This window comes from Caballeronia pedi (assembly GCF_001544915.2).
GTDB classification, from domain to species: Bacteria; Pseudomonadota; Gammaproteobacteria; order Burkholderiales; family Burkholderiaceae; genus Caballeronia; species Caballeronia pedi.
In genome coordinates, this window is record NZ_FCOE02000009.1 from 203,664 (window position 1) to 219,935 (window position 16,272).

Below are 16,272 nucleotides of genomic sequence, written 5' to 3' on the forward strand. Positions count from 1 at the left end.
TACAAGCTGAAAAAGAGTTCCAACATGATTCTCAGGAAAATCATCGGCCTGGTTTTGACGATCGCCATCTTCGCCGCTGCCCTCGTCATCGGGCGCGTGCTGTGGGTCCATTACATGGACGAGCCGTGGACGCGCGATGGCCGCGTGCGCGCGGATGTCGTCAACGTCGCGCCGGACGTGTCGGGCGCGGTCGTGCAACTGCCGGTTCGCGACAACCAGTTCGTGAAGAAAGGCGATCTGCTGATGGAAATCGATCCGTCGCACTACCGGATCGCGGTCGAGCAGGCGCAGGCGAACGTCGCGGCGCGCGCGGCCGAGTTGCGCATGCGCCGCGCCGATGCCGTGCGTCGCGCCGACATGGACAGTCAGGTCGTCTCGAAGGAAGCGCGCGAGAACGCGATGCAGACCGCATCGACCGCCGAGGCGCAGTTGCAGCAGGCGCAGGCCGCGCTCGATGCCGCCAGGCTCAATCTCGAGCGCACCAAGGTGTTTTCGCCGGTGGATGGCTACGTGACGAACCTGAACGTGTTCCGCGGCGACTACGCGACGACGGGCGCGGCGAAGCTCGCGATCGTCGACAGTCATTCGTTCTGGGTGTATGGATACTTCGAGGAGACGAAGCTGCCGCATGTGCGTATCGGCGACAAGGCGTCGATTCGACTGATGAGCGGCGGCGACTTGAAGGGGCATGTGGAGAGCATTTCGCGCGGCATTTACGATCGCGACAATCCGCAAAGCCGTGAACTGCTCGCCGATGTGAACCCGACCTTCAACTGGGTGCGGCTCGCGCAGCGTGTGCCGGTGCGGGTGCAGATCGATCAGGTGCCGGAGGGGGTGCTGCTGAGTGCGGGGACGACGTGTACGGTGGTGATTGCGCCGTCGAGTTGAGTGATGTCCAGCGTCGGTCCCGATGCGGCTAAAATGCATCCAGACGCATTGGAAGGAGCTTCGAATGGAACCTAGAAAAATTGGCCGGTTGGCGGTATCGGATATCCCGCCGCGCGCGAAGATCGCCCCGAAACCCGATCGTGACATCGACATGTCCACGCCTGAATCGCGCGAGCGCGTCTCGGTTGCGGTACGCAAGGTCATTCAGACGCATAACATCGCAATCAAGGCACTCGCCAAGCGCTGATGCTACTCAACGCGCGATATGTCATTGCCGTACACGATGACATTCTGGACCTCGAAGGCGGGCTGCCCGGATTTGCGCAGGCGGGGCCCGGCGGCGTCGATGCCGTTCTGGCGCGCGTGGAGAATCATGCTCACTACGCTGGACTGGACGACGTGTTCGGCATCGCGGCGATGTATGCGGTTGCCATCGCTCGTGGTCATGTTTTCAATGACGGAAACAAACGCACGGCTCTGGTCTGCACTCTGACATATCTGAGCATGCAGGGCTACGATCTGACCTCTACGCTTGAAATCGAAGACGATCTCGTCGAAGTGATGGTCGAAGTCGCCGAGGGCAAGATCGAGCGCGAAGAACTGGCTGATTATCTGTCGCTGATCTGCATGTGCTCGTAAAGGCATAGCCGCAAAAAAAGCCCGCCCCGGATCACTCCCGAGCGGGCTTTCACATTCAGCGCAGACAACCGTTACTTCAACACCACCTTCACATCGAAATACTTCGCTGCGAAGCGATCGATAGTCCCATCGTCCTTCAGCTCCTTCAGCGCTCGATTGAGCGCCTCCTTCAGCGCCTTGTCGTTCTTGCGCACGCCGAACCCCACACCCGCGCCGAGCAGCTTGTCATCCGTCACCGCCGGACCGGCGAACGCAAAGCCCGCGCCCTGCGGCTGCTTCAGAAAACCCTTCGACGCTGCCTCGGCATCCTGGAACGCCGCATCCAGACGGCCCGCCGCCAGATCCGCATAGATCTGATCCTGTGCCTGATACGACGCCACATCGATACCCGCCGGCGCCCACTTCGCCTTCGCGTACGTCTCCTGAATCGAGCCCTGCAACACGCCGACGCGCTTGCCCTTAAGACCATCGACGGTCGGCTGGATGCTGCTGCCCTTCTTCGCGACCAGTTGATTGGGGATCGTGTAGATCGGATCGGTGAAATCGATCGCGAGCTTGCGCTTGTCGGTGATCGTCATGTCCGAGTTGATGCCGTCGAACTTGCGCGCCTGCAGCGCGGGAATCAGCCCGTCGAACGAATTCTCGACCCACACGCACTTCATCTTCAGCTTCGCGCACACCGCGTTGCCGATGTCGATATCGAAGCCCATCAGCTCGCCGCCCGGCGACTTCGACTCGAACGGCGCATACGACGCTTCGACGCCGAAGCGCAATGCCTTCATGTCATCGGCCGCCTGCGCGTTGAACGTGGCGACGCTCGTGGCGACGGCTACACCCAGCAACGCGAACGCGGCAAGCTTGCGGCTGATCAATTGCGATTTCTTCAACTTCCATCTCCTTCCATTGCAGTTCGAACCCGGTGTGATGATGCGGCCTGACGCGGCCGCCGAAACACCGGGGCGCGATTGTAGCGCGCGAGCGCGCAATACCGGTTCAATCGAGGGAGGCGAGCGTGGCGTCGGTGGTGTCGATGACCATCAGGCCGGCGCGCAAGCCCGGCTTCACCTTCGCGTTCGGAAACACGATCCGCTCTTCATCGTGCGACACGCGATAGCAATATTCGCCATCGCGCGCGAGCTCGGTTCCCGCAGCGAATGGCGTGAAGTTCGGCACATCGCTCGCGACGTTCAGCACGAAGCGATCGCTCTGCTTGTCGATCTGCGCGACGACGGTGAACACGCGCAACGGCGCGCGCTCCGCCGCCGCTTCGCCCGCGATCAGACGACGCAATGCCGCATCCGATGCGGCAAAACGCGTCAGGTCGTTCTGCCCGAACGGCTGCACCTTGCCGAGTTCCAGCGTGCACGCGAGCGCGCCCGCTTGCTGCGCCGTGAAATGCGTGAACGTGTTGGCCTTCTCGCGATGCAGCAGCACGGCCTGCAGCCGCGCGTCGCGCAGCCAGTCGAACATCGCGCGGGCGAGCGGTGCGCCCGTGTGCGGCAACAGCGCGAACTGCTCGAACACGGACGCGCGGATCGCCGTGTGCATGTCGATATGCCATCTGGGAAGCGGAGCGCGCTCGAAGAACTTCAGCGCGGCGTCCTCCAGCTCGGCCGCGCGCCGTGCCTCGCGGCTCTCGGGCAGGCTCGCATGACGGCCGCTGAACAGGCGATTGAGGTCGTCGTCGATATAACGGTCGCCCGCGCGCATCGCGCCGATGTTGCCGACTATCACGAGCATGTTCGCCGCCAGCGGCGCCTTTCCACTGGCGATATCCGCGATGAGCAGCGACAGCATTTCGATGGGCGCGGTTTCATCGCCATGAATACCCGCCGATACGAGCACGCTATGTGTCGGCGCTTTCGCGGGCTCGAGCAACAGCACGCCTTCACCTTGCCACGTCCAGCGCACGCCCGAAGGCGCGGTTCCGGCGCTTGCCTCGGGGCGCTGCCCTTGGAGCGTGAACGCGAGAAAGTCGTCGAGCACGGACGAATCAGCGCTGGAAGTCATAGACGGCACCGAGTCCGAGAATGGTCGTCAGTTCGTCGAGCGCGGCGCGCGACTCGGCGAGCAGCTTCGGGTCCGCGAGATCGGCGGGCGCGAGACGGTCGCGATAGTGCGTGTCGATCCACGCATCGAGTTGCGTGAAGAGCGCGTCGTTCATCCACACGCGCGCATTCACGGCGGCGCGCTCGGCGTCGTTCAGCACGACGCGCAGGCGCAGACAGGCGGGCCCGCCGCCGTTCTTCATGCTCTCGCGCAGATCGAAGACGAGTACTTCGTCGATGGGCGTGTCGCGGCCGCCAAGCGAATCGAGATACGCCGCGACGCGCGCGTTCTCGCGACATTCCTGCGGCACGACGAGCAGTTGCCGCCCGTCCGCGCTCGACAGCAACTGGCTGTTGAAGAGATACGACGAGACCGCGTCCTCCACGCTCACTTCGTTCGCCGGCACTTCGAGCGCGCTGAATGGCGTGCCTTGCGCGTCGAGCTTCGCGCGCAGTTCCTCGTAGACCTTGTGCTGATCGACGAAAGCGCGCTCGTGGCAGAACAGCGTCGTGCGATTGCCGACCGCGATCACATCGTTGTGGAACACGCCCGCATCGATCACGTCGGGCGACTGTTGCGCGAACACAGTGGCATCGTCGGAAAGACCATGCAGGCGTGCGACCGCGCGGCTCGCTTCGAGCGTCTGGCGCGCCGGATAACGCTGCGGCTGCGGACCCTGGCCGTACTCGCTCTTGCCATACACGAAGAACTCGACGCCCTTCTCGCCGTACTCGCGCGCGAAGCGCGTATGATTCGCCGCGCCTTCATCGCCGAGCGCGGGCGTGCCGGGCAGCGCGTGATGAATGCGAAAGCGCGCTTCGTCGGCGAAAATCGCGCCAAGCGAGCGGCGCGTCTCGCCATGCTCGATCGCGCGATGCAGCTTGGCCGCGAGATTCGCCGGCGTGAAATGCACGCGGCCGTCTTCCGTATCCGCCGATGGACTCACGGTCGCGGCATTCGCCGTCCACATCGCGGACGCGGAACTCGCCGCCGCGAGCAACTCCGGCGCTTCACGCGCGGCGCGGGCGATCACGGTGGCGTCGTCGCCGGAAAAGCCGACATCGCGCAACAGCCGGATCGACGGCCGTTCGAGCGGCGGCAGCACGCCCTGCTGAAAACCGAGGTCGGCGAGCCGCTTCATCTTGCGCAAGCCCTGCTTCGCGGCGGCCTTCGGATTCGCCACCGACTTCTCGTTGCTGCGCGACGCGACATTGCCGAACGACAGTCCCGCGTAGTTGTGCGTGGGGCCGACCAGCCCGTCGAAGTTCGCCTCGTATGCTTGCATGTTCGATTCCGGTGCTTAAAACGTGAGTCTTAAAACGTGAGCCCCGGCGATACGCTCGCGGGCATCTGCAATTGCTCGCTCTCCACCGACGCCATCGGGTACGAGCAGTAGTCCGCCGCGTAATACGCACTCGGCCGCTGATTGCCCGAGCGCCCGACGCCGCCGAACGGCGCCGCCGACGATGCGCCGTTGGTCGGCCGGTTCCAGTTGACGATGCCGGCGCGGATGGTGCGCTGGAAGTGCTTCCACACGGTTTCGTCGTCGGCGAGAAGACCGGCGGACAGGCCGTAGGCGGTGTCGTTCGCGCGCTCGATGGCTTCATCGAAAGTCTTGTAGCGCGTGACCTGCACCATCGGGCCGAAGTGCTCTTCGTCGGGGATGTCGCGGGCGCGCGTGACATCGAGAATCGCCGGCGAGACGAAGCCGAGGTTCGCCGCGCGCTGCTTCATTTCGAGCACGGGCGCCGCGCCCGCTTCGATGAGACGCGCCTGCGCATCGACGAGACGCGCCGCCGCGCGCGCGGAAATCACGGCGCCCATGTACGGCTGCGGTTCGTCGTCGAACTTGCCGACGCGGATGTTCGCGCTCACTTCGGCGAAGCGCTGCATGAAGCGCTCGCCGAAGGCATCATCGGGAACGAGCAGACGGCGCGCGCACGTGCAGCGCTGTCCCGCCGACAGAAATGCCGACTGGATCGTGTGATGCACGGCGGCGTCGATATCGTCGACCGGTGCGACGACGAGCGGATTGTTGCCGCCCATCTCCAGCGCGAGCACGATCTCCGGACGCCCGCCGAACTGTTTGTGCAGCAGCGTGCCCGTGTCCGAACTGCCGGTGAAGAACAGCCCGTCGATCTGCCGATGATTCGCGAGCGCGACGCCCGTGTCCTTTTCGCCCTGCACGAGATTGAGCACGCCCGCGGGCAAGCCGGCCTGAATCCACAGCGCGAGCGTCGCCGCCGCGACGCCCGGCGCGAGTTCGGATGGCTTGAACACGACCGTGTTGCCCGCGATCAGCGCCGGCACGATATGCCCGTTCGGCAGATGCCCCGGAAAGTTGTACGGCCCGAATACGGCCACGACGCCATGCGGCCGATGCCGCAGCACCGCGACGCCATCGGCCATCGGCGCGCGTTTCTCGCCGGTGCGCTCGTGATACGCCTGCACGGAGATATCGACCTTCGCGGCCATCGACGCCACTTCGGTGCGCGCTTCCCACAGCGGCTTGCCGGTTTCGCGGCCGATCGCGCTCGCGAGCGCTTCCTTGTTCTCGTTGAGCAGCGCGGCGAAGCGCTTCGCGATGGCGACCCGCTCATCGAACGCGAGCGCCGACCACGACGCGAACGCGCGCCGCGCCGACGACACCGCGCGGTCCACGTCTTGCGCCGATGCGCTGTTGCCTTGCCACACGGTTTCATCGGTGCCGGGATTGCGCGATGCGAACGCCGCGCCCGAGCCTGCCTGCCAGTCACCGCCGATATACAACTGGTTCGAGATATCCATGTCGTGTCTCAATTATTTGGCGCGCGGCCAGGAGGTCAGTACGCGCACGTTGTCGCCTTCCTTCACGCGCAATGCAGCGGCTTCTTCCGCCGTCAGCAGGAACATGCCGTTCTCGACCGCGCCGACCGTTGCGCCGCAGCGGAAGTCTTCGAGCAGCGTGTTCGAGACGAGACTTTTCGCTTCGCCCGGCGCGCGCTGTTCCGCGATCTTCACGCGCGCCAGCACGCTTTCGCGCACCGTGCGCAAATCCGCGACATGGCATTCGAGCACCGGACCGGCATCGAAGATATCGACGTGATTTTCGTAACGCAGACCTTCCGCTTCGAGCATCTTGCGCGCGGGCGCGGTGTCCTTGTGCGTGACGCCGACCGCGTGCTGCGCCGAATCGGGCAGCAGATCGAGATACACCGGATAACGCGGCATCAGCTCGGCGACGAACGACTTCTTGCCATGCGAGCTCAGATAATCGGCTTCGTTGAAATCGATCTGATAGAAATGCGAGCCGACCGCGTTCCAGAACGGCGATTCGCCGTTCTCATCGAAATGGCCGCGCAATTCCGCGCACAGGCGCTGCGGAAAGCGATCCGTGAACTGCGCGATGAACATGAAGCGCGAGCGCGACAGCAAGCCGCCCACGCCCGCCGTGCGATAACGCGGGCTCAGAAAGAGCGAACACACTTCGGCGTAGCCGGTCAGGTCGTGCGAGATATTGAGCAGCGACATGCGCGTCCACACGCCCATGTCCTTGCTCGCATGCACGACCGTCGACACGCGATAGTTGTAGAACGGCTGCTCCAGCCCGACTTGCGTTTCGATGCCGCACACGCCCGCGACATCGCCGGTCGCGGTGTCTTCCATCACGAAGAGATAGCCTGCTTCGAACGCTTGCGCATCGCCGGTGAGCGTGCGGCGCGCGCGTTCGACGCGGGCCGTCAGCGCGCCGTGATCCGGCTTGAAGGTGGTCAGACCCGGACCCGTTTCCTGGGCGAGCGCGACGAGCGCGTCGACGTCGCCCGGCTGCGTGCAACGCACGACGATCATTGCAATTCTCCCGATGCCTGATGCAACGGCACGCAACGCACCGTGTCCTTGTCCGATACGCCGAGCGCAGCGCGCGTGGCCGCGTTCAGCGCGGCGCCGTCGGCGCGCGTTCCCGCCAGTCCGGCCACCGCGCAGCGGAATTCATGCGCGCCGCCCGCCGCGACCAGATACGGCGCACCGCTCTCGGACGCGACCTCGCGCACCACGCGCAATTCGCTCGAACTCGCCGACGCGCTCTTGTCGACGGCGATCGTGAGCACGGGGCCCGCATCGAAGATATCGACGAAGCGGTCCGGCTCGAAACCTTCTTCGAGATGGATGTCGTAGGCGAGCAGCGTGGTTTCGTTCGGCTCGCCGAGCACGCGTTGCGCGTCGCCCGGAAGCAAGGGCACGTAGAGCGGATAACTCGGCATCACTTCCGCGATGAAGGTGCGGCTGCGTCCGCCCGACTCCGCTTCCACCTGCTCGAAGTCGCGGCCGAAGAACTTTCGCCCGACCGCATCCCAGAACGGCGAGGCGCCGGCATCGTCGGTGACACCGAGCATCAGCGAAAACACTTCACTGGAAAACCGCTTGCGGTTCGCGGCGATGTAGATCATGCGCGCACGCGACAGCAGATGCGCGGCCGCTTCGTTGGCTTCATCGCGCAGCGACGGGTCGATATAGAAACCCGTCAGACGGCTCTTGCCCGTCAGCTCGTGCGACATCGTGAGCGCGTGAATCTTGCGGTTCACCTTGAGCTCGCGCGACGCGTGGATCAGCGCATCGTTGCGAAATGCGTAGAACGGCTCGGAATAGCCCGCCGACGCGACGATGCTCGACGTGCCGAGCAGCCGGCCCGTCTGCGCATCTTCCAGCACGAAGAGATAGAACTCCTCGCCGGGAAATTCCACTTCGGCGCGAAACGAGTCTTCCGACAGCGCGACGCGCGTTTCGAGTGCGCGACGGTCGCGCGGCAGCGAGTGCAGCACGGGAAGCGCTGCGCGCGCCATCCGTTCGAGCTCGTCGAGATCGGAGAGTGCTGCGGGGCGGACGAATAGCATCATCGGGTCCTGTTCGTCACTTGACGGCCGCGGCGCCGACGACCTGCTCGATCGCCCGGCCGATGCGCGCGAAGCCTTCGTCGAGATCGGCCATCGGCATGATGAGCGACGGCGCGAAACGCAGCACGTTCGGCCCCGCGATCAGCATGATGACGCCGTTCGCCGCCGCCGCATTGAGCACGTCCTTCGCGCGGTCCTTGTAGGCGTCGTTCAGTTCCGCGCCGATCAGGAGGCCGCGTCCGCGAATTTCCTTGAACATGCCGAAGCGCTCGTTGATGCGTTCGAGATGCGCCTTGATCGCCTTGCTGCGTTCGTTCACGCCTTCGAGCAGTTTCGGATCGCTGATCAGTTCGACGACCTTCTCCGCAATCGACGCGCCCAGCGGATTGCCGCCGTAAGTCGTGCCGTGCACGCCGACGGTGAAGTGCGCGGCGATCTCGTTGGTCGTCAGCATCACGCCGATCGGGAAGCCGTTGCCCAGCGCCTTCGCGCTCGTGAGGATGTCGGGCGTCACGCCGTATTGCATGTACGCGTAGAACGTGCCCGTGCGGCCGACGCCGGTCTGCACTTCGTCGAAAATGAGCAGTGCGTCGTGCTGGTCGCACGCTTCACGCAGGCCCTTCAGGAACGCCGGATCGGCGGGCAGCACGCCGCCTTCGCCCTGCACCGGCTCGACGATCACCGCGCACGTCTTCGGGCCGATGGCTTCGAGCGCCTTCGGCAGATCGTTGTACGGCAGATGACGGATGCCCTGCGGCTGCGGGCCGAAGCCTTCGGCGTACTTCGGCTGGCCGCCGACGCTCACCGTGAAGAACGTGCGGCCATGGAACGACTGCGTGAACGAGATGATCTCGATCTTCTCGTTGCCGTGTTTGTCGATGGCATAGCGGCGCGCGAGCTTCAGCGCCGCTTCGTTCGCTTCCGCGCCCGAGTTCGCGAAGAACGCGCGGTCGGCGAAAGTGAGATCCGTCAGGCGTTTCGCGAGGCGCAGCACCGGCGCGTTCGTGTAGCCGTTGCCGATGTGCCAGAGCTTCTCGCCCTGCTCGTGCAGCACCTTCAGCAGTTCGGGATGGCCGTGGCCTAGCGCCGTCACTGCGATGCCGCCGGCGAAATCGACATAATCGCGGCCTTCGGTGTCCCATACGCGCGAGCCGCGGCCCCGGTCGGGCACGAAACTGGCCGGCGCGAATACCGGAACCATTACTTCGTCGAACGTACCGCGATTCACATTGATGTCGGTCATGAGCCACTCCTCGTAAGGTTCGTGCAGTCAGGTTCGATATTAGGCAATCCCGCGCGTTCCGTCTTGCGCGTTCGCGACATGCTTCGATGGGCTTTTTCGCAGTTTTCAGGCGGGCTCGGGCGGCTCGATCAGCGCCCCGCCGCGCGGCTCGTCGATCGCGCCGCGCTGCTTTTCGATCCAGTTGCGGCGTTCCTCGCGCGGCGTCACGCCGAAGCGGTCGCGATACGCATTGGAAAAATGCGCCGCCGATGAAAACCCGCACGCGAGGCTGATCTGCACCACCGATTTGCTCGTGCGCTGCAACTGCGTGCGCGCCTTCGTCAGACGCAGATTGAGGTAGTACTTCGACGGCATCGCGCCGAGATACTGGCGAAACAGCCGCTCCAGCTGCCGGCGCGAAATGCCGACGAGACCCGCGATTTCATCGGTCGCGAGCGGATCTTCGATATTCGCTTCCATCAGTTGCAGCGCATCGTTCAGGCGCGGATGACGCTCGCCCGGCGCGGTGACGAACGGAATGCGCTGGCGCTCCGTGCCTGCGCGCAGCACGCCCGCGCCGAGCGAATCCGCGATGCGTTCCGCGAGATCCTGGCCGTTGTCGCGTGCGATCATCGCGAGCATGAAGTCGATGCTGGCCTGTCCGCCAGAACAGGTGGCGCGGTCGCGGTCGATCTCGAAGATCTGCTGGCTGACGATCGCGCGCTCGAATTGCTCGGTGAACTGCTGATACGTTTCCCAGTTCACCGCGACGCGATATTGCGAGAGTTGTCCGGCCATCGCAAGCCACCACACGCCGTGATGGATGCCGCTGACGAGCGGCGTGCGCGGCGCCACGCGCGCGAGGCTCGCGAGAAAGAGCCGGTAGTCCGCGAACTGCTGATAGCGCTCGGAAACCACGATGAGCCAGTCGCAGCGCACGGCGTCGTTGAACGCGCAATCGGCAGGCAGTTGCGCGCCGCCCGAAAGGGGCACGGGCCGGCCGTCCCAGGAACAGATGCGCCATTCGTAGAGACGATGCCCGTCGATGTCGTTCGCGAGCGCGAGGCTGTCGATGATCGGCGCGATGCCGCTCATCGACACCGGCGGCAGCGCGACGATCGCAACTTGCAGCGTCACGTTATTTCAGACTTCCCGACAGGAACTGGCGCAGGCGCTCGCTCTTCGGCGCCGTGAGCACGTCGGCGGGCGCGCCCTCTTCTTCCGTGCGTCCCTGATGCAGGAACATCACATGATTCGACACGTTGCGCGCGAAGCCCATCTCGTGCGTGACGACGATCATCGTGCGGCCTTCCTCGGCGAGCTTCTGCATCACCTTCAGCACTTCGCCGACGAGTTCGGGGTCGAGCGCAGACGTGGGTTCGTCGAACAGCATGACATCGGGATGCATCGCGAGCGCGCGCGCGATCGCCACGCGCTGCTGCTGGCCGCCCGACAAATGCGACGGATACTGTTTCTCGACGCGCGGCGGCAAGCCCACTTTCTCCAGATACGTGCGCGCGCGATCTTCCGCTTCCTTTTTGGACACGCCGAGCACGTGCATCGGCGCTTCCATCACATTCTCGATGGCCGTCATGTGCGACCAGAGATTGAAATGCTGGAACACCATCGCGAGCTTGGTGCGCACGCGCTGTAACTGCTTGTGATCCGCGACTTCGAGATTGCCCGCACGGTCGGCCTTCGTGCGCACGGCTTCACCGTCGACGATGATCTGCCCCGCGTTCGGCCGCTCGAGAAAGTTGATGCAGCGCAGAAACGTGCTCTTGCCCGAGCCGCTCGCGCCGATGATGCTGATCACGTCGCCCGCTTTGGCCGAGAGCGACACGCCCTTCAGCACTTCGTTGTCGCCGTAGCGCTTGTGAATGTCCTCGGCGACGAGCTTGGTCGCGACGTCTTTGGCGGTTGGCTCCAACGCTTTCTCCTCGGGTGATGACAGGGACTGCTGCATGGGTTCGAATTCTACCGCTCAGGCGCGCCGCACCGCGCGCGCCGTGCCTGCCGGGCGCAGATAAGCGAGCCAGTGACGCTCCGCGCGCCGGAACGCGGCGACGAGCGCGAACGAGATGGCGACATACAGAAGCGCGGCGATGCCGAACGATTCGAACGACTGATAAGTCGCCGAATTCGCGTCGCGCGCGACCTTCAGGATGTCCGGCACCGTGGCCGTGAAGGCGACGGTCGTCGCGTGCAGCATCAGGATCACTTCGTTGCTGTACAAAGGCAAGGCGCGGCGCAACGCCGAAGGCAGGATCACGCGGCGATACATCGTGAAGGTGCTCATGCCGTAGGCGCGTGCGGCTTCCACTTCGCCGTGCGAAATCCCGCGAATCGCGCCGGCGAAGATTTCCGTCGTGTAGGCGCAGGTGTTCAGCGCGAAGGCGAGAATCGCGCAGTTGAAGCCGCTCTTGAAGAACGCTTCGAGCAAGGATTGCGTGCGCACGAATTCGAGGCTGTACATGCCGGTATAGAGCAGCAGCAACTGCACGTAGAGCGGCGTGCCGCGGAACACGTACGTGTAGAGGCGCACGGGCGTCGAGAGCCAGCGGTTTCGCGACACCCGCGCGCAGGCGAGCGGCACCGCCGCGCAGAAGCCGATCACAATCGAAGCCGCGAGCAGCCACAAGGTGACGACGAGACCCGACGCGCGCATGCCGTCGGAGTACAGAAACGGGCGCCAGTATTCGGCGAAGATCTGGATCATGGCTTGTCTCGCTGGCAGGGATCAAAGTTCGGCGTGCCGCACGCCGGTCGAATAGCGGCGCTCGAGCGCCATCAGCACGACGTTCGATGCGCTCGTGATCACGAGATAGATCAACGCCGCGATCAGGATGAAGAAGAACATGTTGAAGGTGCTCTTGCCCGCGTCCTGCGCGGCCTTCACGACATCGGCGAGACCGATGATCGACACGAGCGCCGTCGCCTTCACGAGCACCTGCCAGTTATTGCCGATGCCCGGCAGCGCGAAACGCATCATCTGCGGAAAGAGAATGCGCGCGAACACGCGCATGCCGCTCATGCCGTAGGCGCTGCCCGCCTCCAGCTGACCGCGCGGCACGGCGAGAAACGCGCCGCGAAACGTTTCGGTGAAATACGCGCCGTAGATGAAGCCGAGCGTCAGCACGCCGGCCGTGAACGGATCGATGTCGAACTGATCCCAGCCAAAGGCATCGGTGAGATTGTTCACGGCGATCTGGATGCTGTAGAACAGCAGCAGCATCAGCACGAGATCAGGCACCGAGCGGATCAGCGTCGTGTAGGCAGTCGCGATGCCGCGCAAGGCGGCGTGACGCGAGAGCTTCGCGGATGCGCCCATCAGACCGAGCAGCACCGATACCGCGAGAGACAGCACCGCGAGCGCGATGGTCGCTTTGGCGCCCGCCCAGAGGAGCGGGCCGTAGCCGTACAGGATCAAGAGGTGCCTCCATCGTCTTTCGAGTTGACCGGAAAGAGACGGAGCGCGTCGTCAGGCGCACTCCGGCGATTGGGGGCGATACTCGCAGGCGAAAATCAATCGCTCAAATGGGATGAAGGCGGTTTGCTGCGACGCAGCATAGGGATGAAGCGCGCGGCGGCGCCGTCATGCGCCCGCCGCGCAACGCTGCCCGCGTGCGACAGACAGGAAAACCCGCACACGCGCGGCCGACGAAATCTGCATTTTTCAGGTCGCATTTTCGATAGACCGCGCGCAGGCCTTTTACGCGCGCGCGACGCCGCGCACGAGTTGCGCGACCTGCCCGTTCGCCACGGCGACGTCCGGGCTGTCCTGCAGCAAGGGCAGAAACTGCTCCGCAAAGACGGGATCGCGCGTGCCGGCGCTGAACATGTCGACGACCGCCCTCGCGTGCGCGATGCGCGCGTCGGCGGTGGCTTCGTCGTCGTCGAGGACGTCGTCGAGGGCGGCGATCAGTGTCGAAAGCGGCGTCAGCCAGCGATACGCCGAGCCGTTGATCACGATCTGCAGGAATTCGCCCGGCGATACCGGCCCGAACTCGGCTTCGTGCCGCGTGCGCAGATGCGCGAGCACGCTGCGATGAAGCGCGAGCAGCGGATGCCGCACGTCGCGCAGAAAAGCGGTGGCTGTCTGGTCGTTCATGGTCGTGCCTCGTCTGGAAACTCACTAAGTGAGGACGATTCCTTGACGATCAAGCACCGCGCATCCTGCCCGCATAGCGGATGAACTCCGCAGCGGAAAGCGGCGCCGAAAACAGCCACCCCTGCCCGAAACGCGCGCCGCGCGCATGCAGATACGCGGCCTGCTCCTCGCGCTCGATGCCCTCGGCGATCACCTGCACATCGAGTGTCGCCGCCATGTCGATGATGTGCGACGCGACACTGCTCGACGCTGCGTCCTGCCCGATCGTATCGACGAAGGACTTGTCGATCTTCAGGCCGTCGATGCGGAAGGTCTGCAGATGCGAGAGGCTCGAATAGCCGGTGCCGAAATCGTCGAGATAGACGGCGTGGCCGGCTTCCCGAAACGCGCTGATGACTTCCTTGGCGGCATCGGCGTCGAGAAAGCTGCGCTCGGTCGCCTCGATGCGGATCTGCGCGGGCCGCACGCCCTGACGCGCGAGCGCCGGACCGAGCACTTCGAGAAAACGGTGCGTGGTTAGATCCGGCGCGGACAGGTTCACCGAGACGTAGTACTCCGGGTAGCGCTTAAGAAAATCGCCGAGTTCGAGCAGAATCGTGTCGAGCACCTGGTCGGTGATCGCCTGGATCAACCCGCGATGCTCCGCGAGCGGGATGAAATGATCGGGCCGCACGATGCGGTCGTGATACTTCCAGCGCACGAGCGCTTCGGCGCCGACGCAGCGTCGCGTGGCGAGATCGACGATCGGCTGATACGCAACGATGAACTGATGCCGACGCACGGCGTCACTCAACTGACCTCGCGGCGACAACCGGCGCACGATGAAGAACGCCGCCCATCCCGCGCACGCGAGCCCCGCCGCGACGCCGCCGAGCAGCCAGCCCCACGGCAGCGTGCGCACGCGCTGGCGCAGCGACTGATGCGGCGCGCTCACGACGACCGCGAGCGGCATCGACGCAGAGCGCCGCACGATGTAGGGCGAGTCGTCGTCGCGCGCGGGCGGTGGGGCGCGATACACGGCGAGGACCGCGGCGGCGTCGGTGGCGGGCGTGGTCGCGATCACGCGGCTCACATCGGTATTGATGATCCCGACGCCGCCGGCGGGATCGCCGTCCGGATCGAGACTGTCGACGTAGAGCGAAGGATCGGCGGCGATATAGAAACCGTCGCGGCCCATGACGAGCGAGACCTTGCCGCCCGGCAGACGCGCCAGCCCGTACCAGGCCATCACGCCATCGCGCGAGCGCCAGTCGGGCGGCGGCAGCGTGAGGCCGTCGAGCACGCCGGCCGACACCGCGCCCAGGAGCGACGAGCATTGCCAGCGGCCGTCGCGATCGTACGCGCCGGCGTCGCGCACCTGCTCGTGCGTGAGCGCGATGCGCCGCAGTTCCTTCAGATACGGCGGCGAGCACGGCGCCGCCGCTACCTTGCCGATCTCGCCGAGCGCGCCCGACAGACGCCGCGTCAGGTCTTCGGCGCGATAGAGCGCGGCATTGGCGACCGTGTTCAGGCGCTCGGACTGCTCCTGCTGCTGACTGCGCTGAGCGAACAAAAAGCCGATCCCCGCCGGCGCCAACGCCGCAATCACCACGATGACGATCAGAAGCGCCGCCAGCGCCCCACGTTGAATGTTGTTCATTGCATGTTATGGACCGCGGCGCGAAAGATTCGCGCGCGCGTTTTTTTGTTTTCTGCTCGACGACATCGGCTGGTCTTGCGCCGCTCTTGCGCGAGTCTCGGACAAACGACTTAGTGTAGGGGCCGCGCATCGCGCGATTCAACGTTTTCTTTGCCCAAACCTTGGCTGTTTGGTGGGCTTCCGCACGGCCTGTGGAAGCTTTTTTTGCCGGTCGCGCGCCGTGCGAAAATGGCCAGACCAGAAACAGTGCTTTCCTTGCGTGAAATGACAGTCATGCCTTCACACGACATCGCGCGTCCGCTCGTGCGCGCCGCCGCGCCCGGCGACTTCGACGCCATCGCGCGCATCTATGCGCATTACGTGGAGCACGCGCTCGCGACGTTCGAGGAGATCGCGCCTTCCGTCGACGAAATACGCGCGCGCCATGCGGCGATCACCTCGCTGAAGCTGCCCTATCTCGTCGCCGAACTCGATGGCCAGCTTGCCGGCTACGCGTATGCGTCGACATACCGGCCACGTTCGGCTTACCGCCATACGATCGAGGACTCGGTCTATGTCGCCGATGGTTTCAGCGGGCGCGGCATCGGCCTCGCGCTACTCACCGCGCTCATCGAGCGATGCGAACGCGGGCCGTGGCGGCAGATGATCGCGGTGATCGGCAACAGCGGCAACGCGGGATCGATCGCGTTGCATGCGCGGCTCGGCTTCGAGCACGTGGGCGTGCTGCGCGACGTCGGCCTCAAGCACGGACGATGGGTCGATACCGTGCTGATGCAGCGCGCGCTGAATACTGCTCTGAGCGTCACGGCATGACCGGTCGCGCCGAGCGGCTATGATTCGGCATTTGCCTCCC

General features: G+C 64.8%; 17 protein-coding genes. 4 read left to right on the plus strand and 13 right to left on the minus strand.

Annotated elements, in window-relative coordinates:
- Positions 1-24 precede the first annotated feature (24 nt).
- The 3 genes from AWB80_RS16510 (at position 25) to AWB80_RS16515 (ending at position 1,527) form a co-directional block, all read left to right on the plus strand.
- Positions 25-888, plus strand: a complete 864-nt coding sequence (locus AWB80_RS16510; RefSeq protein ID WP_061175824.1) for an efflux RND transporter periplasmic adaptor subunit — start codon at positions 25-27, stop codon at positions 886-888.
- Between the two features lie 64 nt (positions 889-952).
- Entirely contained in the window at positions 953-1,135 is a 183-nt protein-coding gene (locus AWB80_RS43300; protein ID WP_143328060.1) for a hypothetical protein, read from the plus strand.
- Positions 1,135-1,527 (plus strand): type II toxin-antitoxin system death-on-curing family toxin, encoded by a 393-nt coding sequence (locus tag AWB80_RS16515; RefSeq protein WP_061175741.1) that lies wholly within the window; start codon positions 1,135-1,137, stop codon positions 1,525-1,527. Before AWB80_RS43300 ends, AWB80_RS16515 begins: the two co-directional genes overlap by 1 nt.
- Positions 1,528-1,598: 71 nt before the next feature.
- Here the strand turns inward: AWB80_RS16515 and AWB80_RS16520 are convergent, their stop codons facing one another.
- The 13 genes from AWB80_RS16520 to AWB80_RS16580 form a co-directional block, all read right to left on the minus strand.
- A complete protein-coding gene (locus AWB80_RS16520) occupies positions 1,599-2,414 on the minus strand; it encodes an ABC transporter substrate-binding protein (protein WP_061175742.1) in 816 nt (271 codons plus the stop codon).
- A gap of 106 nt (positions 2,415-2,520) precedes the next feature.
- Positions 2,521-3,537, minus strand: coding sequence for a succinylglutamate desuccinylase (astE, locus tag AWB80_RS16525; protein WP_061175743.1), 1,017 nt, complete (start codon positions 3,535-3,537; stop codon positions 2,521-2,523).
- Positions 3,521-4,861: an N-succinylarginine dihydrolase gene (gene astB / locus AWB80_RS16530; protein ID WP_061175744.1), complete on the minus strand. Its 1,341-nt coding sequence runs from the start codon at positions 4,859-4,861 to the stop codon at positions 3,521-3,523. The genes astE and astB overlap by 17 nt, the downstream gene beginning before the upstream one ends.
- A 29-nt stretch (positions 4,862-4,890) precedes the next feature.
- Positions 4,891-6,363, minus strand: coding sequence for a succinylglutamate-semialdehyde dehydrogenase (gene astD / locus AWB80_RS16535; RefSeq protein ID WP_061175745.1), 1,473 nt, complete (start codon positions 6,361-6,363; stop codon positions 4,891-4,893).
- A gap of 12 nt (positions 6,364-6,375) precedes the next feature.
- Positions 6,376-7,404 (minus strand): arginine N-succinyltransferase, encoded by a 1,029-nt coding sequence (gene astA / locus AWB80_RS16540; protein WP_061175746.1) that lies wholly within the window; start codon positions 7,402-7,404, stop codon positions 6,376-6,378.
- Positions 7,401-8,447 carry an arginine/ornithine succinyltransferase subunit alpha gene (gene aruF, locus AWB80_RS16545; protein WP_061175825.1) on the minus strand — a complete coding sequence of 349 codons (1,047 nt, stop codon included), beginning with the start codon at positions 8,445-8,447 and terminating at the stop codon, positions 7,401-7,403. The genes astA and aruF overlap by 4 nt, the downstream gene beginning before the upstream one ends.
- 16 nt (positions 8,448-8,463) lie before the next feature.
- Entirely contained in the window at positions 8,464-9,690 is a 1,227-nt protein-coding gene (locus AWB80_RS16550; RefSeq protein WP_061175747.1) for an aspartate aminotransferase family protein, read from the minus strand.
- 105 nt (positions 9,691-9,795) lie between these two features.
- Positions 9,796-10,764: a GlxA family transcriptional regulator gene (locus AWB80_RS16555; RefSeq protein ID WP_244206543.1), complete on the minus strand. Its 969-nt coding sequence runs from the start codon at positions 10,762-10,764 to the stop codon at positions 9,796-9,798.
- 43 nt (positions 10,765-10,807) lie between these two features.
- Positions 10,808-11,635: an ABC transporter ATP-binding protein gene (locus AWB80_RS16560; RefSeq protein WP_061175749.1), complete on the minus strand. Its 828-nt coding sequence runs from the start codon at positions 11,633-11,635 to the stop codon at positions 10,808-10,810.
- A gap of 18 nt (positions 11,636-11,653) precedes the next feature.
- Positions 11,654-12,388 (minus strand): ABC transporter permease, encoded by a 735-nt coding sequence (locus AWB80_RS16565; RefSeq protein ID WP_061175750.1) that lies wholly within the window; start codon positions 12,386-12,388, stop codon positions 11,654-11,656.
- Positions 12,389-12,409: 21 nt separating this feature from the next.
- Positions 12,410-13,099 (minus strand): ABC transporter permease, encoded by a 690-nt coding sequence (locus AWB80_RS16570; protein WP_061175751.1) that lies wholly within the window; start codon positions 13,097-13,099, stop codon positions 12,410-12,412.
- 282 nt (positions 13,100-13,381) lie between these two features.
- A complete protein-coding gene (locus AWB80_RS16575) occupies positions 13,382-13,780 on the minus strand; it encodes a hypothetical protein (RefSeq protein ID WP_061175752.1) in 399 nt (132 codons plus the stop codon).
- A 49-nt stretch (positions 13,781-13,829) separates the two neighbouring features.
- Positions 13,830-15,419 carry an EAL domain-containing protein gene (locus tag AWB80_RS16580; protein ID WP_061175753.1) on the minus strand — a complete coding sequence of 530 codons (1,590 nt, stop codon included), beginning with the start codon at positions 15,417-15,419 and terminating at the stop codon, positions 13,830-13,832.
- Between the two features lie 264 nt (positions 15,420-15,683).
- Here AWB80_RS16580 and AWB80_RS16585 point away from each other — a divergent pair, with 264 nt between their 5' ends.
- Positions 15,684-16,232 carry a GNAT family N-acetyltransferase gene (locus AWB80_RS16585; protein WP_087131335.1) on the plus strand — a complete coding sequence of 183 codons (549 nt, stop codon included), beginning with the start codon at positions 15,684-15,686 and terminating at the stop codon, positions 16,230-16,232.
- The last annotated feature ends 40 nt before the right edge of the window (positions 16,233-16,272 follow it).

Coding starts and splice junctions, on each gene's coding strand:
- AWB80_RS16580 (WP_061175753.1), bottom strand. CDS start 15,419: ATGAACAACATTCAACGTGGGGCGCTGGCGGCGCTTCTGATCGTCATC.
- AWB80_RS16555 (WP_244206543.1), bottom strand. CDS start 10,764: ATGAGCGGCATCGCGCCGATCATCGACAGCCTCGCGCTCGCGAACGAC.
- AWB80_RS16510 (WP_061175824.1), top strand. CDS start 25: ATGATTCTCAGGAAAATCATCGGCCTGGTTTTGACGATCGCCATCTTC.
- AWB80_RS16585 (WP_087131335.1), top strand. CDS start 15,684: ATGACAGTCATGCCTTCACACGACATCGCGCGTCCGCTCGTGCGCGCC.
- astD (WP_061175745.1), bottom strand. CDS start 6,363: ATGGATATCTCGAACCAGTTGTATATCGGCGGTGACTGGCAGGCAGGC.
- astE (WP_061175743.1), bottom strand. CDS start 3,537: ATGACTTCCAGCGCTGATTCGTCCGTGCTCGACGACTTTCTCGCGTTC.
- AWB80_RS16560 (WP_061175749.1), bottom strand. CDS start 11,635: ATGCAGCAGTCCCTGTCATCACCCGAGGAGAAAGCGTTGGAGCCAACC.
- aruF (WP_061175825.1), bottom strand. CDS start 8,447: ATGCTATTCGTCCGCCCCGCAGCACTCTCCGATCTCGACGAGCTCGAA.
- AWB80_RS16515 (WP_061175741.1), top strand. CDS start 1,135: ATGCTACTCAACGCGCGATATGTCATTGCCGTACACGATGACATTCTG.
- AWB80_RS43300 (WP_143328060.1), top strand. CDS start 953: ATGGAACCTAGAAAAATTGGCCGGTTGGCGGTATCGGATATCCCGCCG.
- astB (WP_061175744.1), bottom strand. CDS start 4,861: ATGCAAGCATACGAGGCGAACTTCGACGGGCTGGTCGGCCCCACGCAC.
- astA (WP_061175746.1), bottom strand. CDS start 7,404: ATGATCGTCGTGCGTTGCACGCAGCCGGGCGACGTCGACGCGCTCGTC.
- AWB80_RS16550 (WP_061175747.1), bottom strand. CDS start 9,690: ATGACCGACATCAATGTGAATCGCGGTACGTTCGACGAAGTAATGGTT.
- AWB80_RS16575 (WP_061175752.1), bottom strand. CDS start 13,780: ATGAACGACCAGACAGCCACCGCTTTTCTGCGCGACGTGCGGCATCCG.
- AWB80_RS16565 (WP_061175750.1), bottom strand. CDS start 12,388: ATGATCCAGATCTTCGCCGAATACTGGCGCCCGTTTCTGTACTCCGAC.